The 19,857-nt window shown below is 64.7% G+C and carries 25 protein-coding genes; 15 read left to right on the top strand and 10 right to left on the bottom strand.

The genetic code is table 11. The features are described from left to right. Positions 1 to 41: 41 nt before the first annotated feature. From ED21_RS14070 to ED21_RS14055, 4 genes are read left to right on the top strand one after another with little or no spacing between them, the layout of a single operon-like run. The gene (locus ED21_RS14070; protein WP_006834601.1) at positions 42 to 1,151 is read left to right on the top strand and encodes an ABC transporter permease; all 1,110 of its coding nucleotides are present in this window, start codon (positions 42 to 44) and stop codon (positions 1,149 to 1,151) included. Beyond that, positions 1,151 to 2,053 (top strand): ABC transporter ATP-binding protein, encoded by a 903-nt coding sequence (locus ED21_RS14065; RefSeq protein WP_006834600.1) that lies wholly within the window; start codon positions 1,151 to 1,153, stop codon positions 2,051 to 2,053. Before ED21_RS14070 ends, ED21_RS14065 begins: the two co-directional genes overlap by 1 nt. A gap of 3 nt (positions 2,054 to 2,056) precedes the next feature. Continuing rightward, positions 2,057 to 3,004 carry an MlaD family protein gene (locus ED21_RS14060; protein WP_034922875.1) on the top strand — a complete coding sequence of 316 codons (948 nt, stop codon included), beginning with the start codon at positions 2,057 to 2,059 and terminating at the stop codon, positions 3,002 to 3,004. 17 nt (positions 3,005 to 3,021) lie between these two features. Next, complete coding sequence (locus ED21_RS14055) at positions 3,022 to 3,606, top strand: ABC-type transport auxiliary lipoprotein family protein (protein WP_034922893.1); 585 nt, start codon at positions 3,022 to 3,024, stop codon at positions 3,604 to 3,606. A gap of 13 nt (positions 3,607 to 3,619) precedes the next feature. On the opposite strand, the gene ED21_RS14050 is transcribed toward ED21_RS14055, so the two are convergent. From ED21_RS14050 to crcB, 6 genes are all read right to left on the bottom strand, one after another. Then, positions 3,620 to 3,976, bottom strand: a complete 357-nt coding sequence (locus ED21_RS14050; RefSeq protein ID WP_006834597.1) for a hypothetical protein — start codon at positions 3,974 to 3,976, stop codon at positions 3,620 to 3,622. A 105-nt stretch (positions 3,977 to 4,081) separates the two neighbouring features. Further along, positions 4,082 to 4,780, bottom strand: a complete 699-nt coding sequence (locus ED21_RS14045; RefSeq protein ID WP_034922890.1) for an ATP12 family chaperone protein — start codon at positions 4,778 to 4,780, stop codon at positions 4,082 to 4,084. Then, positions 4,777 to 4,989 (bottom strand): hypothetical protein, encoded by a 213-nt coding sequence (locus ED21_RS14040; RefSeq protein WP_006834595.1) that lies wholly within the window; start codon positions 4,987 to 4,989, stop codon positions 4,777 to 4,779. Before ED21_RS14040 ends, ED21_RS14045 begins: the two co-directional genes overlap by 4 nt. After that, positions 4,982 to 5,635 (bottom strand): HAD-IA family hydrolase, encoded by a 654-nt coding sequence (locus ED21_RS14035; RefSeq protein WP_006834594.1) that lies wholly within the window; start codon positions 5,633 to 5,635, stop codon positions 4,982 to 4,984. The genes ED21_RS14040 and ED21_RS14035 overlap by 8 nt, the downstream gene beginning before the upstream one ends. Further along, positions 5,632 to 6,762 carry an RluA family pseudouridine synthase gene (locus ED21_RS14030; protein WP_006834593.1) on the bottom strand — a complete coding sequence of 377 codons (1,131 nt, stop codon included), beginning with the start codon at positions 6,760 to 6,762 and terminating at the stop codon, positions 5,632 to 5,634. Before ED21_RS14030 ends, ED21_RS14035 begins: the two co-directional genes overlap by 4 nt. Further along, complete coding sequence (gene crcB / locus ED21_RS14025) at positions 6,759 to 7,169, bottom strand: fluoride efflux transporter CrcB (protein WP_006834592.1); 411 nt, start codon at positions 7,167 to 7,169, stop codon at positions 6,759 to 6,761. The genes ED21_RS14030 and crcB overlap by 4 nt, the downstream gene beginning before the upstream one ends. A gap of 207 nt (positions 7,170 to 7,376) precedes the next feature. Between crcB and rpsU the strand changes: the two genes are divergently transcribed. The 11 genes from rpsU (at position 7,377) to ED21_RS13970 (ending at position 17,223) form a co-directional block, all read left to right on the top strand. Next, positions 7,377 to 7,583, top strand: coding sequence for a 30S ribosomal protein S21 (gene rpsU / locus ED21_RS14020; protein WP_006834591.1), 207 nt, complete (start codon positions 7,377 to 7,379; stop codon positions 7,581 to 7,583). Between the two features lie 137 nt (positions 7,584 to 7,720). Then, a complete protein-coding gene (locus ED21_RS14015; RefSeq protein ID WP_006834590.1) occupies positions 7,721 to 8,290 on the top strand; it encodes an FKBP-type peptidyl-prolyl cis-trans isomerase in 570 nt (189 codons plus the stop codon). A 62-nt stretch (positions 8,291 to 8,352) separates the two neighbouring features. Beyond that, positions 8,353 to 8,655, top strand: coding sequence for an Asp-tRNA(Asn)/Glu-tRNA(Gln) amidotransferase subunit GatC (gatC, locus tag ED21_RS14010; protein WP_006834589.1), 303 nt, complete (start codon positions 8,353 to 8,355; stop codon positions 8,653 to 8,655). Then, complete coding sequence (gatA, locus tag ED21_RS14005; RefSeq protein WP_006834588.1) at positions 8,655 to 10,136, top strand: Asp-tRNA(Asn)/Glu-tRNA(Gln) amidotransferase subunit GatA; 1,482 nt, start codon at positions 8,655 to 8,657, stop codon at positions 10,134 to 10,136. The genes gatC and gatA overlap by 1 nt, the downstream gene beginning before the upstream one ends. Positions 10,137 to 10,141: 5 nt before the next feature. After that, a complete protein-coding gene (locus tag ED21_RS15710; protein ID WP_198005871.1) occupies positions 10,142 to 10,324 on the top strand; it encodes a hypothetical protein in 183 nt (60 codons plus the stop codon). Then, the gene (gatB, locus tag ED21_RS13995) at positions 10,317 to 11,816 is read left to right on the top strand and encodes an Asp-tRNA(Asn)/Glu-tRNA(Gln) amidotransferase subunit GatB (protein WP_006834586.1); all 1,500 of its coding nucleotides are present in this window, start codon (positions 10,317 to 10,319) and stop codon (positions 11,814 to 11,816) included. Before ED21_RS15710 ends, gatB begins: the two co-directional genes overlap by 8 nt. A 154-nt stretch (positions 11,817 to 11,970) precedes the next feature. Beyond that, positions 11,971 to 12,780, top strand: coding sequence for a hypothetical protein (locus tag ED21_RS13990; protein ID WP_198005870.1), 810 nt, complete (start codon positions 11,971 to 11,973; stop codon positions 12,778 to 12,780). Continuing rightward, positions 12,777 to 13,994, top strand: a complete 1,218-nt coding sequence (locus ED21_RS13985; RefSeq protein WP_006834584.1) for a M48 family metallopeptidase — start codon at positions 12,777 to 12,779, stop codon at positions 13,992 to 13,994. Before ED21_RS13990 ends, ED21_RS13985 begins: the two co-directional genes overlap by 4 nt. Then, complete coding sequence (locus ED21_RS13980) at positions 13,991 to 14,590, top strand: hypothetical protein (protein ID WP_006834583.1); 600 nt, start codon at positions 13,991 to 13,993, stop codon at positions 14,588 to 14,590. Before ED21_RS13985 ends, ED21_RS13980 begins: the two co-directional genes overlap by 4 nt. A gap of 136 nt (positions 14,591 to 14,726) precedes the next feature. Further along, positions 14,727 to 16,883 carry a S46 family peptidase gene (locus ED21_RS13975; RefSeq protein ID WP_006834582.1) on the top strand — a complete coding sequence of 719 codons (2,157 nt, stop codon included), beginning with the start codon at positions 14,727 to 14,729 and terminating at the stop codon, positions 16,881 to 16,883. Between the two features lie 103 nt (positions 16,884 to 16,986). Continuing rightward, positions 16,987 to 17,223, top strand: a complete 237-nt coding sequence (locus ED21_RS13970; RefSeq protein ID WP_006834581.1) for a hypothetical protein — start codon at positions 16,987 to 16,989, stop codon at positions 17,221 to 17,223. A 7-nt stretch (positions 17,224 to 17,230) separates the two neighbouring features. On the opposite strand, the gene ED21_RS13965 is transcribed toward ED21_RS13970, so the two are convergent. The 4 genes from ED21_RS13965 to ED21_RS13950 form a co-directional block, all read right to left on the bottom strand. Further along, the gene (locus ED21_RS13965) at positions 17,231 to 17,620 is read right to left on the bottom strand and encodes a hypothetical protein (protein WP_006834580.1); all 390 of its coding nucleotides are present in this window, start codon (positions 17,618 to 17,620) and stop codon (positions 17,231 to 17,233) included. A 137-nt stretch (positions 17,621 to 17,757) separates the two neighbouring features. Further along, entirely contained in the window at positions 17,758 to 18,450 is a 693-nt protein-coding gene (locus ED21_RS13960) for a hypothetical protein (RefSeq protein ID WP_006834579.1), read from the bottom strand. Between the two features lie 14 nt (positions 18,451 to 18,464). Continuing rightward, positions 18,465 to 19,370: a hypothetical protein gene (locus ED21_RS13955; RefSeq protein ID WP_233995774.1), complete on the bottom strand. Its 906-nt coding sequence runs from the start codon at positions 19,368 to 19,370 to the stop codon at positions 18,465 to 18,467. 61 nt (positions 19,371 to 19,431) lie between these two features. Next, positions 19,432 to 19,737 (bottom strand): hypothetical protein, encoded by a 306-nt coding sequence (locus ED21_RS13950; protein ID WP_006834577.1) that lies wholly within the window; start codon positions 19,735 to 19,737, stop codon positions 19,432 to 19,434. Between the last annotated feature and the right edge of the window lie 120 nt (positions 19,738 to 19,857).

The following is a 19,857-nucleotide window of genomic DNA, read 5'->3' as shown; positions in this document are numbered from 1 at the left end:
GCTTGTTTAGCGAGGCGTTTCCCCGCATACCGCAGGCACGAATGACACGCTTGGCCGAATTCGAATTACAACAGGGCGAGGGGGGCTCGGTGCTGGCACTGTCCGGCCCTTATCTCGTGTCTACCGTAGGTGCAGTGGACGAGGACCTGCGGGGCCTCGACGAACCGCTGGCGCGGATTGATCTGTCGGAGGTCTCGGAAATCGACACGGTCGGCGCGTGGCTGGCTTGCCAGCTCGCCAGCCGGCACGGGGCGGAAATCACCGGGGCGAGCGAGCGGGCCACGCGCCTGCTGGGCGCGCTGACCGGCATGGACAGCGAACAGGCTCTCTCCGCGCCGCGCCTCCCCGTGTGGAGCCGCGTGCCAGAGGCCATGGGCGAGAAGATGTTCAACGCCCGCAGCGGTGCCATCGGCGTAATTAGCTTCCTCGGCGCGGCCCTGATTTCGGCCGGAAATCTGATCCGCAATCCGCGCCGGTTCCGCACGGTAGCGCTCGTCCACCAGGTCGAACTGGTCGGCGTTTCCGCCTTGCCGATCATCGGATTGATGAGCTTCCTCATCGGAATCGTCATCGCGCAGCAGGGTGCCGTGCAGCTGGCCGCCTTCGGAGCCGAAACGCTGACCGTCAATCTCGTGGGCCGCATTACCCTGCGCGAACTCGGCGTGCTGATGACCGCGATCATGGTCGCGGGCCGTTCGGGCAGCGCTTTCGCCGCGCAACTGGGCACGATGAAACTGACCGAGGAGGTTGACGCCATGCGGACCATCGGGATTTCTCCGATGGAAGCGCTGGTCATCCCGCGCATCCTCTCCGCCGTGCTGATGATGCCGCTCTTGGGATTCTACGCCTCCTGCATGGCGATTATCGGCGGCGCAGTTGTGGGCGACCTGATGCTGGGAATTCCCTTCTGGACCTTCCTCTCGCGGATTCAGGAGGTCGTGCCGACCTATGACGTGTGGGTCGGTCTCATCAAGGCGCCCGTCTTCGGCCTGATCGTAGGCTTGGCCGGCTGCTACAACGGCATGCAGGTTGAAGGGAATTCGGAAGAAGTCGGCAAGCGCACGACGCTTTCGGTGGTCGCGGCGATCTTTGCCGTGATCGTGCTGGACGCTTTCTTCGCTGTATTCTTTACCGAACTGGGGTGGGGCTGATGGCGGACGAAGGCGAAGGCATCGACCGGCACGAGCGATTCCGGGGCGATTACCCGATCGTCGTCGAGGGGCTCGAGAACAAATTTGGCGACCACGCCGTTCACCAGGACCTCGACCTGAAAGTGCGCCGCGGCGAAATCCTCGGCGTGGTCGGCGGTTCGGGAACGGGCAAATCCGTGCTCATGCGCTCGATTATCGGCCTGCAGACGCCCACGGCGGGCGATGTGAAGGTTTTAGGCAAATCGATCATCGATACCGAGCCCGAAGATGCCATCGGCGTGCGCAATCGCTGGGGCGTACTGTTCCAGGGCGGCGCGCTGTTCTCGACACTCACCGTTGGCGAGAATGTCGAAGTCCCACTCAAGCAGTTCTATCCGGAAATATCGGATGCACTGCGCGAGGAAATCGCGCGCTACAAGGTGCTGCTCTCGGGCCTGCCCGAAAACGCGGTGAACAAGTATCCGAGCGAGCTTTCGGGCGGGATGAAGAAGCGCGCCGGCCTCGCCCGCGCGCTTGCACTCGATCCCGAACTGCTGTTCCTCGATGAGCCGACCGCGGGCCTCGACCCGATCGGCGCGGCCGCCTTCGACAATCTCACGCGCGAGCTGAAGGAAACGCTCGGCCTCACCGTGTTCCTCATCACCCACGACCTCGATACTCTGCACGAAATCTGCGACCGGGTGGCGGTGATCGCGGACCGGCGGGTGATCGCGGTGGATACGGTCCCGAACCTGATGGAACTCGATCACCCCTGGATCCAGGAATATTTCAACGGCCCGCGTGGCCGCGCCGCGCTCACCGCGCAGGCGTTGGACGAACTGCGCAAGCACATGGATATGCCGGTGGCCGCCCATGCGGTCAAAGCGTTGGACAACGCAGCCGCGACAAAGGATAAGGCCTAACCAATGGAAACACGGGCGAATTACGTTTGGGTGGGGGCGGTTACCCTGGCGGTGCTGGCGGCGCTGGCGCTGTTCATCGTGTGGATCGCGCGCTGGGGCGAAGGCGCGCAGAAGGAATACGACATCTTCTTCAAGGAAAGCGTATCGGGCCTCGCCAACGGCAGCCAGGTCGCGTTCGCCGGTGTTCCCGTGGGGCAGGTCAGCCAGATCGTCCTTTGGGACAAGGACCCGGAATTCGTCCGCGTACGCATCAGCGTGAAGGACGAGGTGCCCATCCTCGTCGGCACCACGGCCACCATACAGGGCAGCTTTACCGGCGTTTCGACCATCCTACTGGACGGCGCGCGCAGCGGCGCGCCGCCGATTTCCTGCGAAACGACGGCGTGTACCGAAGGCGTTCCGATCATCCCGCCCAAGGATGGCGGCCTCAACGCGCTGCTCTCCAACGCACCGCTGCTGCTCGAACGGCTGGCAACGCTGACCGAGCGGCTGACGCAGCTCCTCGATGACGAGAACCAGGGCGAGATCGCCGGCATCCTTGCCAACACTAACCAGATGACGGCCGACCTTGCGCAGGCCGCCCCGCAGTTCGAAAGTACCATGGCCGAATTGCAGATGACCTTGCGTGAAGCGTCCGAGGCGCTCGACCAGTTCGAGCAGGTGACGGCATCGACCGACCGCTTGCTCAACCAGGAAGGCGCCGCACTGGCCGACCAGCTGCGCCAGACCCTGAAGCAGGCCGGGAATGCCTCGGAAGAACTGCAGGGCGTGCTGGCCGAGGCGCGGCCCGCGACCAAGCAGCTGACCGAAAGCACGTTGCCCGCTGCCGAAGCCACGCTGCGCGACCTGCGCGCCACCAGCAAGGCGCTACGCGACGTGACTGAGAAGATCGACGAGCAGGGCGCCGGCGCTTTGCTCAACAGCCAGCCGCTGCCCGATTACGAGCCGTGAGCCGAGGGAAAGACGCGATGATCAAGCACTTCAAATTCGCCATTATCGCGCCTGCCCTGCTTTTGGGCGGCTGCCTTTCCTTCGGCAGCGAACCGCCCGAAAGCCTGCTGACCCTTACGCCAACCGCCAGCGCACCTGCGGGTACGGGCGGGACCAGCACGGCGGGCACGGCGCTGGTGCTGCAGGAATTCCAAGCGCCCAGTTCGCTCGACGTGACCCGCGTGCCGGTGCAGGTGACCGACACCGAGCTCGCCTATCTCCAGGACGCGGTGTGGGTCGAAAAGCCTGCCCGCCTGTTCCGCCGCCTGATGGCCGAGACTATCCGCACGCGCTCCAGCCGCGTCGTGATCGACGGGGACGATCCCGGCGCGCTCGCCGAGAACCGCCTTACCGGCACGCTGCGCGCATTCGGCTACGACGCGCGCGACGGCAGCGTGCGCGTGGTCTTCGACGCCGTGCGCCCGGGTGAGGGAAGCGCCGTCGTCACCCGCCGCTTCGAAGCCGTGGTTCCCGGTGTGCCCGCCGATGTGTCGAGCGTCGGTCCGGCGCTGAACCAGGCCGCGAACGATGTGGCCGGGCAGGTTGCGGAGTGGGTTGGGTAAAACCCGAGGCCGATCAAGGCCGCCAGGTCAGGTCGACCGGCTCCCAGCCGCCTTTGCGCAGCGTCTCGACGCCTTCCTGACGGTCGAGGCCCGCTTCGTCGAACGTGTCCAGTGCGTAGCAATAGGTGGTGCTGCGCTCGACCGCTTCGTCGACGCGCTGCGAAACATGGCGGAAGAAGGCGTCCTCGTCGTCCGGATACTGGTCCCATGTGCCGGGATGGACGCCGCTGAAGTAGGCCTTGCCGCCGGGGCTGGAGGCCGAGGCGACGCAATAGATGTATGGGCGGTCTTCAGTGGCCGAGGCAGCAGGCGCTAGGCAGCCAGTCGCGGCCGCGATTGCAGCCAGTCTCGCAAGGATCTTCACAGCCATCGTCCACGCTCCCAATCGACCTTTCGGACGGGAGGGACCATAGAGTAAAGGTCTGCCCAAAGGCTTGCGGCGCAGGGTTAAAGCGCGGGCAGGGTTTAGGCAGGTTCAGCCAGCGGTTGCGGCCCGGTGGAATTCCATCGCCGCAAGGAAATCGCCCTTGCGTTTCGCGCGTCGTTCTTCGGCCTCTTCGTCGCGGCCCCAGAGGTCGGCCTGCCAGTCTTCCTCTAGGTTGGCGGCATCCCACAAAGCCTCGCCATCGGCGCCGGGCTGCAAGGCTTCCAGCCCGATGCAGAGCGACGCGGCGAGCAAGGTAACCTGTTCCAGCGCGGTGAGAGTGAAAGGATCGAGCCCTTCCAGCCGCGCGGCGAGGCGGGCCCGCGTGCCCTCGATCTGCGGGCGGTGGAGGATGCCGCTGATCCGGTGGAGCTTCACGCCCTCGCGCGCTTCCATCCCCTCGAGGATCGGCTCCCAAACCTCCTGCTGGCGGCGATAGAGCGCCTCTTCGGGATCGGCGCGGAAGCAGAGCGTATCGGTCTCCGCGTAGCCGAGCAATTTTTCGACCAGGCTATCCCGGTCGCGCGCCACCACGTCGAGCGCGTAATCGGTCATGTCGCGGAAACGGAAGGCCGCGGGGTCGATCGTCTCGCCCTGTCCGCTCCATTCGGCGGCGAGCTTCTCGGCCAGCGCCTCGCTCGGGACGACCTGCGGCTGGCCCCCTTGGGTCTTGATCGGGCGCCCGTCGAGCGAGACCGTCCAGCCGAGATCGGTCTTTGCTGTGCTGACATCCTTGTAGAAACGCTTCATTGCGCGCGGCTGCTCCATTTGCGTGACAGGACAATCGGGACGACGAAGAAGTCCACCAGTCCGATGAGGAGCAGCAGATAGCCGACGATGTCGGGCGCTTCCACCGTGTGGGTCAGTATCAGGATCGCGCCCACGACGAGGATCGCACCGCCGAGGCGCAGCATCTGGATCGTGTAGAAACGGCGGATTGCGGGATCGGCTTCAGCCACGGATCATCTCCTCCAACTGGTCCATCGTCTCGGCGACGCCGTCAGCGCCCGCCTCCATCAATTCGTGCGGCTGGTGATAGCCCCAGGCGACGCCCACCGCGCGGACATTGGCGGCGCGGGCCATTTCTATGTCGAATGTGGTGTCGCCCACCATCACGGATTCCGCCGCGCCTACTCCGGCTTGTGCCAGCGCCTCTTTCAGCATCGCGGGATGGGGCTTGGAGGGGTGGCGGTCCGCGGTCTGGAGGGTAACGAAGTGGTGCTTGATCGAATGCGTGTCGAGGCAGGCGTGGAGGCCCCGGTCGCTCTTGCCGGTCGCCACGCCCAGCAGCCAGCCGGCCGCGGCCAGCCGCTCGATCAGCGCCGCCATTCCTTCGTAAAGCGGTTCTTCGAGAACGCCCGTCACCCGCCGCTCGCGGTAACCGGCCTTGTAGGCTTCGAGCGCGATGGCGTGCTGGTCCTCGCTGGCGTGCGGAGCCAGTTCGCGCAACGCCAGCGGCAGGCTGAGCCCGACCATCCGGCGCACCGCGTTGCGATCGGGCGCGGTCAGCTTTGCCGCCGCAAAGGCCTCGTCCATCGTGTCGCAGATCGCCGCCTGCCCGTCGACGAGCGTGCCGTCGCAATCGAAGACAACGAGGCGGCTCACGTGCGCTTCGCTCCGCCGCGTCCCTTGGGCTTGCCGCCCGTGCCGCCGCGCGCACGGCGCGGGCCGCGCTGGGCCTTGCGGTAGTTCTTGGCGTGCTGACGGGCCTTCTGCTTCTTTTCCTCGCGCGTGTTGGGCGGCGGATCGTCGCGCATCGGAGTGGCGTCGCTCGCGCCTTCGTCGAAGCCGATCTGCTCCATGCTTGCCGCGAAATGTTCGGGCAGTTCGGCGGTGACATCGAGCTTGCCGCCATCCGGACTGTCGATAATCAGGCGTCGGGCGTGGAGATGCATCTTGCGGCTTACCGAGCCGGTAAGGAAGGCCTCTTTGCCGCCATATTTCCCGTCGCCCACGATCGGATGGCCCATCGCCGCGCAGTGCACACGCAACTGGTGGGTGCGGCCGGTCATCGGCTGCAGTTCGAGCCAGGCGACTTTCTTGCCCGCGCTTTCGACGACGCGATATTTCGTCTTGGCAGGCGCGCCGCCTTCGTGGTCGACATGCATCTTCTCGCCGCCCGAACCGGGCTGCTTGGCGAGCGGGGCCTCGATCACGCCTTGCCGGATATCGGGCACGCCGACCACCAGCGCCCAGTAGATTTTCTTGGCCGAGCGGCCCGAGAAGCGCTTGGAGAAGAAAGCCGCGCTGCCGGGCGTGCGCGCCACCAGCAGGATGCCGGAGGTGTCCTTGTCGAGCCGGTGGACGAGGCGAGGGCGCTGTTCCTCGCCCTCTTCCATATAGGCGTCGAGCAGGCCGTCAACGTGGTTGAAGGTGTTGGTGCCGCCCTGCGTGGCGAGGCCGGGGGGCTTGTTGATGACGAGCGCCGACTTGGTCTGCTCGATCAGCATGGCCTCGGCCTGCTCGATCTCGGCCTTGGTCAGCTCGCGCTTCTGCTTGGGCTTCTTGTGCGGCGCGTCTCCGCCCGGGGGCACGCGGATCTGCTGGCCCTGAGCCAACCGGTCGTCCGGTTTGGCGCGGCTGCCGTCGACACGGATCTGCCCGGTGCGCGCCCATTTGCTGACCGTGCCGAAGCCGATCTGCGGCAGGTGCCGCTTGAACCAGCGGTCGAGGCGGATGCCGTCGTCATCGGCCTCCACGGTGAAATTGCGTACTTCGTCGGAGGTCTTCACCCGGCGATCCTCATGATGGCTAGGCCCACCATCAGACCGCTGATGCCGAGCGCAAAGGAAAGCACCGCGTACAGCGATGCGAAGAGAAACTGTCCGCGCTGGATCATCAGCACCATTTCGAGGCTGAAGGCGCTGAACGTCGTGAACCCGCCGAGCAGGCCGACGCCAAGGAGAAGGCGCAGCTGTTCGGAACTCTCACCGCCGTGGCGCGCCAGCCATCCGGCTAGGACGCCCATCAGCAGGCTGCCGATCGCATTGACCGCCAGCGTGGCAAAAGGAAAGGCGGAAATGATTGGCGCCCCCAGCCACTGCGTCATCGCGCGGCCGGTCTGGTAACGCAGCGCCGCCCCGACTCCGCCGCCGATGGCGACGTGCAAGGTTGCAACGAGGGGGGAGAGGGAGGACATGGGTTTCGCCTCTAGCGGCAAGCGCGGCTTTGCGAAACCCGCCCATTGGCGCTTGCCTTTTTGCAGGCGAATCCGTATGTGCGCCCCCGTTCGAGCCGGTCCGGAACGGATTCGGCGCGTTTTTCGTTTATCAGGCGAAGCCCAATTCAAGGAGGCATACCCCGCTAGAGGCGGGCTCTGGCCCGTAAAGTCGAGGTATTGAAGTTTATGCAGATCATGGTTCGCGATAACAATGTCGACCAGGCCCTCCGCGCGCTCAAGAAGAAGCTGCAGCGTGAAGGCGTGTATCGCGAAATGAAGCTGCGTCGCCACTACGAGAAGCCCAGCGAAAAGCGCGCCCGTGAAAAGGCTGCTGCCGTTCGCCGCGCGCGCAAGCTTGAGCGCAAGCGCATGGAGCGTGACGGCATCAAGTAAGGCGCCGTTAGCAAAAGCGGGGGCCGGTATTGCGCCCGGACGGGCCGATAACAGGAAACCCCGTTGCGCCAGCATACAAGCTAAGCCATGAGGGCGCGGAGAAATCCGCGCCCTTTGCGTATCAGGACCTAAATTGCATGACCGAGATCACCCGCGTTCCGCTTCAGCCCATCAAGAAGGGCTCCTTGACCAAGCTCTGGCTCGGCGTTCTTGTCGCCATCCTGCTGGGCGCAGGCCTTGCATGGGCCGCCGTGCCCAAGGGCCTGTCAGTCGAGACGCTGGTCGAGGGCGAAGGCGATGCGGTCGAAATGGGCGATATCGCCTTCGTGAAATATGTCGGCACGCTGCCCGACGGTACGGAGTTCGACCGTTCGCAGCAAAGCCCGCTGCCGCCCGAACTCTTCCCCGAAGGCACGCCTTTCGTGATTGAGGAAGGCGCGGTCATCCCCGGCTTCCTCGACGGGCTGCTCCAGACGCGCGAAGGCGGCAAGTACCGCATCGAAATCCCTTCCGACCAGGCCTATGGCGACAGCCCGCAGCCCGGTTCGGTGATCCCGCCGAACAGCGACCTCGTCTTCGAAGTCGAGATTGTCGAGGTGATGAGCCGGCAGGAAGCCGAAGCGCGCATGATGCAGCTTCAGGCGATGATGGGCGCGCAAGGTGCACCGGGCGCGCCGGAAGCCGGAGCCGAAGCTCCGGGCGAATAGAGAGGGCCAAGCTGCCTTTCGCCGCTTGAAGCGAATCCCGCGCGCGGCTAGGGCGCTTGCCCATGTCAGTCACACGCGAAGAAGTAGCCAAGATCGCCTCGCTCGCCCGCATCAAGATGGGCGACGAGGAGCTTGATCGGATGGTCCCCGAACTTAATAATATCCTCGACTGGGTCGAACAGCTGGGCGAGGTCGATACCTCCGGCGTCGAGCCGATGACCGCGGTCATCCCCAACACGTTGCGCCTGCGCGACGATGTGGTCGATGCCATCCCCGAAACATCGGGCGGCCGCCGCGAGGATGTGCTCGCCAACGCACCGGTGGCCGAACACGGATTCTTCGGCGTGCCCAAGGTGATCGAATAATGACCGCCTATACTCAGCTTGGTGTCAAGGACATCCGAGACGGCGTGGCCAGCGGCGACTTTACCGCGCGCGAAGTGGCTGAAAGCTTCAACGCGGCCGTTGCTTCGGCCGCCGAACTCAACGCCTTTATCGTCACCACGCCCGATCATGCGCTGACCGCCGCCGACGCGGTGGACGCGAAGCGCGCGAGGGGTGAGGACCTCGGCAAGATGGGCGGCGTGCCCATCGGCATGAAGGACCTCTTCGCCACCAAGGGCGTGCAAACCACCGCTGCCAGCCACATCCTCGAAGGCTTCAAGCCCGAGTACGAGAGCACCGTCTCACAGAAGCTGTGGGACGCAGGCGCGGGCATGCTCGGCAAGCTCAATCTCGACCAGTTCGCGATGGGGTCGTCCAACGAAACCAGTTACTTCGGCAACGTCAGTTCGCCGTGGAAGAAGGACGGCACCAACGCCGCGATGAGCCCGGGCGGTTCGTCGGGCGGTTCGTCCTCCGCCGTCGCTGCGCGTATTGCGCCCGCCGCCACCGGCACCGACACCGGCGGTTCGATCCGCCAGCCTGCCGCCTTCACCGGCATTTGCGGCATCAAGCCGACCTATGGCCGCTGCAGCCGCTGGGGCGTCGTCGCCTTTGCCAGCAGCCTCGACCAGGCCGGCCCGATGGCGCGCTCGGTCGAAGACTGCGCGATCATGCTCGAAGCGATGGCCGGTTTCGATCCGAAGGACGCGACCAGCCTGCAGATGGACGTGCCCAATTGGGAAGCGACCCTGTCCGCAGACCTCAAGGGCAAAAAGATCGGCATCCCGCGCGAATACCGGATGGACGGCACCGACCAGGCGATCCTCGACAGCTGGGAGCAGGGCAAGGCCATGCTGCGCGACGCTGGCGCGGAAATCGTCGACGTCTCGCTGCCGCACACGAAATACGCGCTGCCCGCCTATTACATCATCGCGCCTGCCGAAGCCTCGTCCAACCTCGCGCGCTATGACGGCGTGCGTTACGGGCTGCGCGACCTGCCCGACGGCGCTGGCCTGCAGGACATGTATGCCGCCATCCGCGCCGCCGGTTTCGGCGACGAAGTGAAGCGCCGCGTACTGATCGGCACTTATGTGCTGAGCGCCGGCTTCTACGACGCCTATTACACGCAGGCGCAGAAGATTCGCACCTTGGTGGCGCAGGACTTCGAAAAGGCTTTCGCTGAGTGCGACGTGATCCTCGCGCCGACCACGCCGACCGCCAGCTTCCCGCTGGGCTCGCTCAACGAAGACCCGCTGACCATGTATCTGAACGACGTCTTCGCCGTTCCCGCATCGCTCGCCGGTCTCCCGGCGATGAGCGTGCCCGCCACGGTCAATCCGGACGGCCTGCCGCTCGGCCTGCAGCTGGTCGGGCGTCCGTTCGACGAGCAGGGCGTGCTCAACGCAGGCCTCGCGATCCAGCAGCGCGTCGGGTTCGAGGCCCAGCCGGAGAAATGGTGGTAGTGTTGATGGTGCTTATCATCGTTGCGGGTGTAGTGCTGACGGGGGCGTTCGCCTTCTACATCTCCCGCAATGTGGAGCACGGGGAGGCGCGGTTCGGCCCCGATGGCCAGATTCCGCCGTATGAGCCTCCGGTCGAAGAGAAAGATTGGCGCGTGACTGTCACGCAAAGCGAGAAAACCGATGACTGAATACCGCATCCAGGGCGCAACGGGCGAATGGGAGGTCGTGATTGGCCTTGAAGTCCACGCGCAGGTGACTTCGAACGCCAAGCTGTTCAGCGGCGCCTCGACCGCCTTCGGGGCGGAACCGAACACGCAGGTCAGCCTCGTCGATGCGGCGATGCCGGGCATGCTGCCCGTTCCTAACCGCGAATGCATCCGCCAGGCGGTGCGCACCGGCATGGCGATCGAAGCGCAGATCAATAAGTGGAGCCGGTTCGACCGCAAGAACTACTTCTACGCCGATCTGCCGCAAGGCTATCAGATCAGCCAGCTCTACCACCCGATTGTGGGCGAGGGCGCGCTGCACATCGAGGCCGACGAGAAGGCCGGTATCGCTGAGGACAAGGTCATCGGTATCGAGCGCATCCACGTCGAGCAGGACGCGGGCAAGCTGATGCACGACCAACATCCGACCATGTCCTATGTCGATCTCAATCGCACCGGCATCGCGCTGATGGAAATCGTGTCGAAGCCCGACATGCGCAGCCCTGCGGAAGCGGGCGCCTATGTCCGCAAGCTGCGCAGCATCCTGCGCTATGTCGGATCGTGCGACGGGAACATGGAAGAAGGCTCGATGCGGGCTGATGTGAACGTCAGTGTCCGCCGCCCGGGCGAGGAATTCGGCACGCGAACCGAAACCAAGAACGTGAATTCGGTGCGCTTCGTGATGCAGGTTATCGAATACGAAGCCAACCGCCAGGTCGATGTGATCGAGAACGGCGGCACGGTGGACCAGGAAACGCGCCTGTTCGACCCGAACACCGGCACCACGAGGACCATGCGTTCCAAGGAAGACGCGCATGATTATCGCTACTTCCCAGACCCCGACCTGCTGCCGCTGGAGCTGGACGACAGCTTCATCGAGGAATGCCGCGCCTCGCTTCCCGAACTGCCCGACGCCAAGCGCGCCCGGTATGAGAACGAGCTCGGCCTCACGCCCTACAACGCGCGCGAGCTGACGGCCGAGGTCGAGATTTTCGGACGCTTCGAAACGCTGCTCGCCGCCACGGCCGCCAAGATCGGCAAGCCCGAAGCCAAGGTCGCTACGCAGGTCGCCAACTGGGCGCTCTCGGTCGCGCCGGGCGTGGTTAAGTCGCTCGGCGAGGAAGCCAACATGGCCAACGCCACGGCTGGGGCGCAGGCCAGCATTCTCGCCATGCAGGACAAGGGCGAAATCTCCGGCGGTCAGGCCAAGGAGATTTACGAAATCGTCCTCAAGGAGGGCGGGGAGCCCGAAGCCATCGCGGACGAACGCGGTCTCAAGCAGGTCAGCGACACGGGCGCGATCGAGGCGAAGATCGACGAGATCATCGCGGCCAACGAGGACAAGGTGGCCGAATATCGCGGTGGCAAGGACAAGCTGTTCGGCTTCTTCGTTGGCCAGACGATGAAGGCCATGCAGGGCAAGGCGAACCCCGCCGTGGTCAACCAGCTGCTTAAGGCCAAGCTCGACGGCTGAGCCAATCCGCGTTTGCGGAGCGCCTGCATCGCCGAACCGGGGAACCGTCGCGTGTCAGCGGCGGTTCATCCTTATTATGCGACTGTTTTCGCTCCCCATTCACGGAGGGTCGCTCCTCATGCGAAGATTTCTTGCGGTTGGTGCCGCGATGTCGATGGCACTTGTCAGCGTCCAGCCGGCGCATGCGCAGTTCGGCGGACTCGAACGGACCGAGGTCAAGGAAGGCTACGAGATCCGCGCGGGCGAGACGAATATCCTGGTCTTCCGGCCCAGCGTGCGCGTGGGTGCGCAGACCACAGGCGGGATACACGAACCCAATGCGGAATGGACCGGGTCGGCAAAGGCCAACCTCATCGCCGCGCTGGAGGATGTCCACGGGGCGCAGGGCACGAACCTTGTCATGGTGCCCGACCAGGAAGGCGAGATGGCCGATCTGGTCGAGGAGTACACCGCCCTGTTCGGCACGGTCGCGGGCTCGGTGCTGGCGCACAAGATGACCTATGGCAATCGCCTGCCGACCAAGAAGGACCGGTTCGACTGGACGCTTGGCGAGGAGGCGGCGCGGCTAAAGGAACTAGGCGGCGATTACGGCCTCTTCTTCCTGACCTACGACAGCTATGGTTCGACCGGGCGCAAGGTGCTGCAGGGCCTTGCGTTGGTGCTGGGCGGCGGCTTCGTGCCGTCGGGCGTCCATGTCGGCTATGCCGGCCTGGTCGACCTCGAAACGGGCGAGCTTGTCTGGCTCAATGTCGATACTTCGATGGGCGGCGACCCACGCACGGTCGAAGGCGCCCAGAAGCGGGTGGCGCAGCTGATGGAGGAATTCCCGCGCAAGGCGGCAGGCCAGCCGGGTACGGATCCGGAAGGCCGCGTCATCGTGCTCCCGCCGCCGACGGCCGAGGATGGTAGCGTGCTGCCTCCCGACGATGAACCTGCAGCCGAGGATGTGGAGGAGGGCCAGTGAAGCGTCTTCTTGCCAGCGCCGCCCTGATCGGCCTGTTCGCCCAGCCGCTCCTTGCGCAGGAGACCGGTGACGAAACCCCTGAGGAGAAACCGCTGCCTAGCGCGCATGGTTACGAGCCGCAGGACGATCTCGAAAAGGGCCTGTGGTACGAAATGGACGAGGCGGAGAAGAGCCTCAAGGAATCGCGCTTCCTGATCGAGGAGCCGGCGCTCAACGCCTATGTGCGCTCGGTGTTGTGCCAAACGGTAGGAGACGAGCGCTGCGCCGCGACGCGGCTCTATCTGCTCCGCACGCCGCAGTTCAACGCCAGCATGGCACCCAACGGGGTGGTGCTGGTTTATTCGGGCCTGCTCCTCAGGATGCGCGACGAGGCGCAGCTGGCAGCCGTTCTGGGACACGAGTTCACCCATTTCGAAAAACAGCATTCGCTGCGCATCTTCCGCCAGATCCGGACCAAGACCGATTTGCTGAGCTGGCGTTCGGTCGTGCCCGTGCGGCTTCCTTATCCGGCGGGTATGGCGACCCAGCTGGCCGTGCTGGGCAGCGTCTACGATTTCAACCGCGACATGGAGCGCGAGGCCGACGCCGGCTCGATCGAGGAACTGGTGCGCGCCGGATACGATCCGCGCGCAGCCTCGGCGATCTGGTCGCAGCTGGGCGCGGAAATGGACGCCACCGCCGAAGAGCGCGGCCATCGCAGCGACAAGAACCGCAACGGCGGCCTTTTCGCCACCCATCCGCGCTCGACAGACCGGATGGGGCGGCTAGCCTATCTCGCCCGCGAGGCAGCCGGCGACGGGGCGGGCGAGCTCTATCGCGGGGCGGAAGAATACCGCGCGGCCATCGGCCCCTGGTGGGCCCAGCTGATCGAGGACCAGATCGCGCTCAAGGATTTCGGCGGGACGGAATATCTGCTCGCCACGCTTGCCGGGGACGATCCGCTCGGCTGGACCGGCGATCTCCTCTACGCGCGCGGAGAGCTCTATCGCGCTCGCGCCGAAGACGGTGATTTCGCGCAGGCCGCGGACTTCTATCGCCAGGCAATCGCGACCGGGGAATTCCCGGCGGAAAGCTGGCGCGGGCTCGGCCTGTCGCTGATGCGCGCGGGCCAGAAGCCCGAAGGTCAGGCGGCGCTGCGCAGCTACCTCGAGCTGCGCCCCGAAGCGCCCGACGCGGCGCTGCTCGCATCCATGGCCGGGGAGGCTGCCTCGTGAAGACCTATCTGAAATTGGCCGCGCCGATGGCGCTCGCCGCCGCGCTTGCTCCCGTGCCTGCGGCTGCCGCATGGCGGCTCGTCGACCAGGGCGAGACGCGCAAGGTCGCGCGCAGCACGCTCGTGGTCACCGCGCCGGAGGAATGGAACCGCGCGACCGAACGTCCCAGCAGCCGCAGCGAGGTGTGGACGCAGGACGGAATCGCCCTGTCCGAACTCACCTTCTACGCGAAGATCAAGGACGGCGAGACGCTGTTCAAGCGCCGCCAGGGCAAGCGCAATCCCCTGCCGGAATTCGACAAGGACATGCTGCCCACCGATCTCGTCGAGTGGTACGAGGACACCGCCAATATCGTGCTGGGCGGATCGCTATTCGAGATCGTCGAGGTCACGCCTGCGACGCTGGCCGGCTATCCCGGCGTGCATTTGCGCTACAGCTACACCGGCGGGGACAATGTCGCGCGGCTGGGCGAGGCGCGCGTCGCGATCATCGACGAGAAGCTCTACCTCATCAGCTTCGAAGCGCCGCGCCTTCACTATTTCGACCGCTACATCGCCGGCGTGCGCGCCATGATGGACAACGCGCGCTTCAAATAAGGTCCGTTTCCAGTAGGCAGGCTACTTACCCGCTCGACCAACGACATGCTCCTCGCTTGATCGGCGGCGGATTCCTGCTTAGCCCGTCGCTGTGCGCAATCCTATTCGCGCCATCTGGAAGGGGTCATCTTACACTATGCGTAAATCCGCTACTCTCGCCGCCCTGCTGGCGTGCGCCGCATCCGCGCCGCTTGCCGCCAAGGAGGGCATGTTCACGCCGCAGCAGCTTCCCGAAATCGCCGAGGACCTGCGCGCTACCGGTCTCGAACTCGATCCCGAAGCGCTGAGCGATCTCACCGGTTTCCCAATGGGCGCCATCGTCTCGCTGGGCGGCTGTTCGGCCAGTTTCGTCTCGCCCGAAGGCCTCGTGGTCACCAACCACCACTGCGCGCGCGGTTCGGTGCAGTACAATTCGACCGCCGAGAACAATTACCTCGAAAACGGCTTCCTCGCGAAAGCCAAGGGCGACGAACTGCCCGCTGCGCCCGGATCGCGCATCTATGTCACTACCGCTCTCACCGACGTGACCCAGCGCATGCGCGCCGGCACCGAGGCGATGGAGCCGACCGAGCGTTACGACACGGTCGAACAGCGCATGAAGGACATCACCGCCGAGTGCGAAGCCAAGGCCGGTTACCGCTGCCAGGTCGCCAGCTTCTACGGCGGCAAGGAATACACGCTGATCGAGCGTCTCGAAGTGCGCGACGTGCGCCTCGTCTACGCTCCGGCGGATTCGATCGGTAAGTATGGCGGCGACATCGATAACTGGATGTGGCCGCGCCACACTGGCGATTTCGCATTCTACCGCGCCTATGTCGCGCCCGACGGCTCGGCTGCGGACTATGCGGAAGAAAACATTCCCTACGCGCCCGAGCACCACCTCAAGGTGAGCGCATCGGGTCTGAAGGAAGGCGATTTCGTGATGGCGGCCGGCTATCCCGGTTCGACCTCGCGCTATGCCACGCTGGCCGAGGTGGAGAACACCTTCAGCTGGACCTATCCGACCTACGTCAAGCTCATCAACGACTGGATCGACACGATCGAGGAAGCGGCGCCCGAAGGTTCGGATGCACGCGTGAAGTATGAATCGCTGCTCGCCAGTCTCAACAATTTCGAGAAGAACACCCGCGGCCAGCTCGAAGGCGCACGCCGCGTGGGTCTCGTCGACCGCCGTGCCCAGCGCGAGGCCGACCTTGCCGCCTGGATAGCCGCCGACCGCAGCCGCGCCGCCTATGGCGAAGCGATCACCGGGCTGCAGGCGCTGACCGAGGAAAGCGCTGCCGAGGCACGCAAGGGCTTCTGGTACAATTTCGCGACCCGTCCGGCCCTGCTGTCGGCCGCCCAGCGTCTCTATCGGCTTGCGCACGAGCGGCAGAAGGAAGACTCGCTGCGCGCGCCCGGCTTCCAGGAGCGCGACATGACCTTCTTCCGCCAAGGCCTGCAGGCGCTCGACCGCCGTTATGACGCGGGCGTCGACAAGGCGCAGTGGTTGCTGTTCCTCGACACCTATCTCGACCAGGACAACCGCGTTGCCGTCTTCGACAACGCGCTGGGCCTGACCGACGGGATGAGCGATGCCGCCCTCGAGGCCACGCTCGACGCCTATTACGCAGGCACCACGCTGGACGATGCGGAAACCCGCCTTTCGCTGATGGACGCCACGCCTGCGCAGCTTGAAGAAATGGACGATCCCTTCATGCAGCTGGCCGTCGCGCTCTATGAATACGAGCGCGGTCTCGAAGACGCTTCGGATGCACGCTCGGGCCGTGCCCTCGCGCTGCGTCCTGCCTATATGCAGGCGATCACCGAATGGCAGTCGAGCCAGGGCCTGCTGACTTATCCCGACGCCAACTCCACGCTGCGTGTGACCTATGGCACGGTGCTGGGCGGATCGCCCAAGGACGGCATGGCCTATCTTCCGTTCACCACACTGGAAGGCATCACCGAGAAGGACACGGGCGAAGATCCGTTCAACGCTCCGGAGCGCCAGCTTAAGGAAATCCGCGAGAAGGATTACGGCAAGTATTACTCCGAAGAAGTCGGCTCTGTGCCGGTGAACTTCCTGTCCGATCTCGACAGCACCGGCGGCAACAGTGGCTCGGCCACCTTGAACGCCCGCGCCGAACTGGTCGGCCTGCTGTTCGACGGCACGTTCGAGAGCGTCAATTCGGACTGGGACTTCGACCCGCGCACCACGCGCACGATCCACGTCGACACCCGCTACATGCTGTGGGTGATGGACAAAGTCGATGGCGCGGAAGGCCTGATCGCCGAATTGGACGTGGTCGAATAAGCCACGTCGAATGCGACTTTAGGAAGGGCCGTCGGTGTCGACCGGCGGCCCTTTTCGTTTGTGCATTCCCGGCCTAGGCTGCGCGCCAAGGGGAGATTGCGATATGAAGTGGGTGTTCCTCGTTTTCCTCGTGCTTTACGCGCTGGCGCTCTCGCTGTTGGCGATCGGGAGCTTCGGCTGGTTCGGGCAGGAGCGCGATCCGCTCTCCGGCGTGTTCCTGATGCCACTGGGTTTGCCGTGGAACCTGCTGGGGGACCGGTTGGGGCTGGGCGGTCCGCTGCTCGCCATTCTCGCGCCCGCAATCAACGCGGGCATCCTCTACTGGCTCTGGAAGCGCTGAGCGCCGCTCAGCCGCCGGCGGGCGGTTCGGTCCGCGAAACCGGCGCGGCCTCTCCCAGCGCCTTCATGTGCTGGTCAGCGGCTTTCAGCACGTCGAGAAAGGCGCGGTATTCCTCATCCATGCAGCCCGAGTTCCACGCGATCTTGGTAGTCGTTGCGCCCTTCGTCAGGCACAGCGTGCCGTAGGGCGCATCGGTCATGAAATTGGTGCAGGCGTGGAAGTCCGGGGCGGGGTTGGGCAGCCCGGCGAGAATGGCGACGAGGGCGGCGTAATTCGCCTTGTCGGGCGCGATTTCGTGCCATTCGGTTGCAGCCGGCTGGTTGAGCGGATCCCCGTCGGCTCGCACCGCTTCGGCCCAGCTTCCGCCTCCGTTCGGGAGGATCCGCCAGGAGGCCATGGGCGAGTCCCAGCTCTTCACTTCGAACTCGATGAAGTCCCATGGCGTCTTGGCGCCCCCCCTCTTGCGCCGTGAGGCCGCATGGCGCCAGCAAGATCGATGCCGCCAGCCCCCTTGCCAGTAGCCGCGAGACCGTCTCAGCCGCCTTCGATAAGCGCATCGACGATCACATAGGTTTCCGGCCCGAATGTGATCGTCACTCGGTCCCCGTCACGCGTGTGCTTCAGGTCCCAGCCTGCCGAACCATCGGCCTGCGCACCGTCGGCGCCATAGAGGGTGGTTCCGTTGAAGAAAATGGCGCGCTTGCGGCCATCGGGCTTGGTAACTTCGACGAGGTTCGTGCCGTCTTCACCCCAGTTGCGCTTCACCCCGGCATTGCAGGACTGGTTCGGAGGCGATCCGCCGAACCCGCAGTTGATCGGAGCCGTGGCGTTGTAGTCCGTACCGGCAACCATGGCATCGCTCGACGACATGGGCCCATTCTCGCTCATCCCGACGTTGGCATCGCCCATGGGCACGCTGACCAGCCGCACGCCGTCGATGGTGTCGACGATCGTCCCGCCCAGCGCCTCTGCGGAGGCCTCGTTCGGGCAGCCGACAAGGACCGCGCTGTCGTTGAGAGAGTTCGAAGTCGCCGCGCTTTCCCCGAGGTTGCGGCAGGGATCGCCGGCGTTGGGATAGCCTTCCCCGAAAGGCGCAAGGCTCTCGGGGATCGCGACCATCGTATCGGCAGCGTCCGGCCCTTCCGGAGAGGCGTCCGCGTCGGCCGTTTCACTGCAGGCGGAGAGGGCGAGCGCCGAAACGCCCGCCACGATGAGGATCGGAATCATGGCTCCCTCCGGCCTTAGCGGCACTTCGGATGGTTGCCGATGTCGCGCACGTCATAAAAGCGACCGTCCGCAATCGTCACCTGCACGCATTGGCGCGACTGCGGCTGCCACTGGATCGAGTAGCGCGTGTTGCCGGAAGTGAAATTGTCCACCTGACGGAAGCCACGGCGTTCCAACTCGCTCATCCCGCCCGCCGCGCGCGCATCTTTCAGGTCTTTGAAACGCGCAACCTGCGCGTGTCCGCCGCGGCCGTAGTGATGATCGCCGTTAGCCGTGCGTTCGTTCACACCGGCATGGTAACCGTCGACATAGGCCTGTTCTTTCTCCGGATTATGGAATGGGTAATTGTGCAGACCATCCTTGTATCCGCGCTCGTAGAGCTGTTCAGCATCGCTGTTGCTAAAGTGATTTTTGTCTTCGTGGTGATGCGATTTGTGTGTCAACAAAGCGCCAAGGATCGCCGCGCCGGCGACGGCCGCGACGGCGGCGCCGGCATCGCCCTTGTGATGACCGCAATCTTGGTCACTCGCATCCGTGATCGTCTCGACGCGGCCATTGTATACCTCGACGCTGACGCAATCGTCGTCGGCCCCATCCCACCAATAGCTGTAAACATAGCCCATGTTGTTCTTGTGCGTGGAGATATGCGCGAAACCGCGTTCTTGAAGCTGGCCCTCGGCGTCGCGTCCAAGCGACCCGTTGATATAAGTCAGTTCGCTGGCTTTTTCCGCCAGAACCGGCGTTGCGACGAGGCCAGTAGCGGCGCAGGCGGCGGCAAGTTTCGTTATTGCTTTGGACACGACGAAGCTCCTCTCAAGATCACCATGGCCCTTTTGTAAGGTACCGGTGAAGGACTTGACCCGTTGGGCTGCAAAGCCATCATCAATTCGCATCATTATCAAGTCTGTGATTTTGGACACGAAAAAAGGACCGCCGGATCGCTCCGACGGCCCCTTTTGCATCGTCGTTCGCTGGGTGCGCTTAACCCTGGCGTTCGCCGGTCAGCGCCATGTCGCCGAACGCACCTGCGTTGACGGTGCCGGTCAGCTGGTCGCCGTCAACGGTGGCCTTGCAGTTGAGCGTCATCGGCATCGGGACGGTCATGTCCATCGCCCAGGTCAGTTCGTTGCCGCTAATCTTGCCGTCCTTGACGTCCATCGATCCCATGCCACCGGCCATCGAACCGGTGAAGGTGTTGCCATCGTCACCCGGGACGACGGTGAAGGTGCCCTTCTGGTCGCCCATCGGGCTCTTGACGACGGTGTCATAAGTACCGGCTACGGACATGCGTATTCTCCTTGTCTTGCACGCGGTCCCTTTCGAGCGGGACCGCCAGGCTCTGCGCGCTTGTTTACACGCGTGTCAGTTAGGTTCAACCATATTCAAAACGCACGAAAGAAGGGCGGG

The sequence above is a fragment of the Erythrobacter sp. SD-21 genome (assembly GCF_000181515.1).
GTDB lineage: Bacteria > Pseudomonadota > Alphaproteobacteria > Sphingomonadales > Sphingomonadaceae > Qipengyuania.
Note: the sequence above shows the minus strand (reverse complement) of the source record. Positions and strands in the feature narration are given on the sequence as shown.

Bases quoted from the DNA above. Each gene is read 5' to 3' on its own strand.
- ED21_RS13950 (WP_006834577.1), bottom strand. From the start codon at position 19,737: ATGTCCGTAGCCGGTACTTATGACACCGTCGTCAAGAGCCCGATGGGC.
- ED21_RS13965 (WP_006834580.1), bottom strand. From the start codon at position 17,620: ATGGCCTCCTGGCGGATCCTCCCGAACGGAGGCGGAAGCTGGGCCGAA.
- ED21_RS15710 (WP_198005871.1), top strand. From the start codon at position 10,142: ATGGTGCTTATCATCGTTGCGGGTGTAGTGCTGACGGGGGCGTTCGCC.
- ED21_RS14060 (WP_034922875.1), top strand. From the start codon at position 2,057: ATGGAAACACGGGCGAATTACGTTTGGGTGGGGGCGGTTACCCTGGCG.
- rpsU (WP_006834591.1), top strand. From the start codon at position 7,377: ATGCAGATCATGGTTCGCGATAACAATGTCGACCAGGCCCTCCGCGCG.
- ED21_RS14070 (WP_006834601.1), top strand. From the start codon at position 42: ATGACACGCTTGGCCGAATTCGAATTACAACAGGGCGAGGGGGGCTCG.
- gatA (WP_006834588.1), top strand. From the start codon at position 8,655: ATGACCGCCTATACTCAGCTTGGTGTCAAGGACATCCGAGACGGCGTG.
- ED21_RS13960 (WP_006834579.1), bottom strand. From the start codon at position 18,450: ATGATTCCGATCCTCATCGTGGCGGGCGTTTCGGCGCTCGCCCTCTCC.
- gatB (WP_006834586.1), top strand. From the start codon at position 10,317: ATGACTGAATACCGCATCCAGGGCGCAACGGGCGAATGGGAGGTCGTG.
- ED21_RS13990 (WP_198005870.1), top strand. From the start codon at position 11,971: ATGGCACTTGTCAGCGTCCAGCCGGCGCATGCGCAGTTCGGCGGACTC.
- ED21_RS14055 (WP_034922893.1), top strand. From the start codon at position 3,022: ATGATCAAGCACTTCAAATTCGCCATTATCGCGCCTGCCCTGCTTTTG.
- ED21_RS13970 (WP_006834581.1), top strand. From the start codon at position 16,987: ATGAAGTGGGTGTTCCTCGTTTTCCTCGTGCTTTACGCGCTGGCGCTC.
- ED21_RS14050 (WP_006834597.1), bottom strand. From the start codon at position 3,976: ATGGCTGTGAAGATCCTTGCGAGACTGGCTGCAATCGCGGCCGCGACT.
- ED21_RS14065 (WP_006834600.1), top strand. From the start codon at position 1,151: ATGGCGGACGAAGGCGAAGGCATCGACCGGCACGAGCGATTCCGGGGC.
- ED21_RS14045 (WP_034922890.1), bottom strand. From the start codon at position 4,780: ATGAAGCGTTTCTACAAGGATGTCAGCACAGCAAAGACCGATCTCGGC.
- ED21_RS14015 (WP_006834590.1), top strand. From the start codon at position 7,721: ATGACCGAGATCACCCGCGTTCCGCTTCAGCCCATCAAGAAGGGCTCC.
- ED21_RS13975 (WP_006834582.1), top strand. From the start codon at position 14,727: ATGCGTAAATCCGCTACTCTCGCCGCCCTGCTGGCGTGCGCCGCATCC.
- crcB (WP_006834592.1), bottom strand. From the start codon at position 7,169: ATGTCCTCCCTCTCCCCCCTCGTTGCAACCTTGCACGTCGCCATCGGC.
- gatC (WP_006834589.1), top strand. From the start codon at position 8,353: ATGTCAGTCACACGCGAAGAAGTAGCCAAGATCGCCTCGCTCGCCCGC.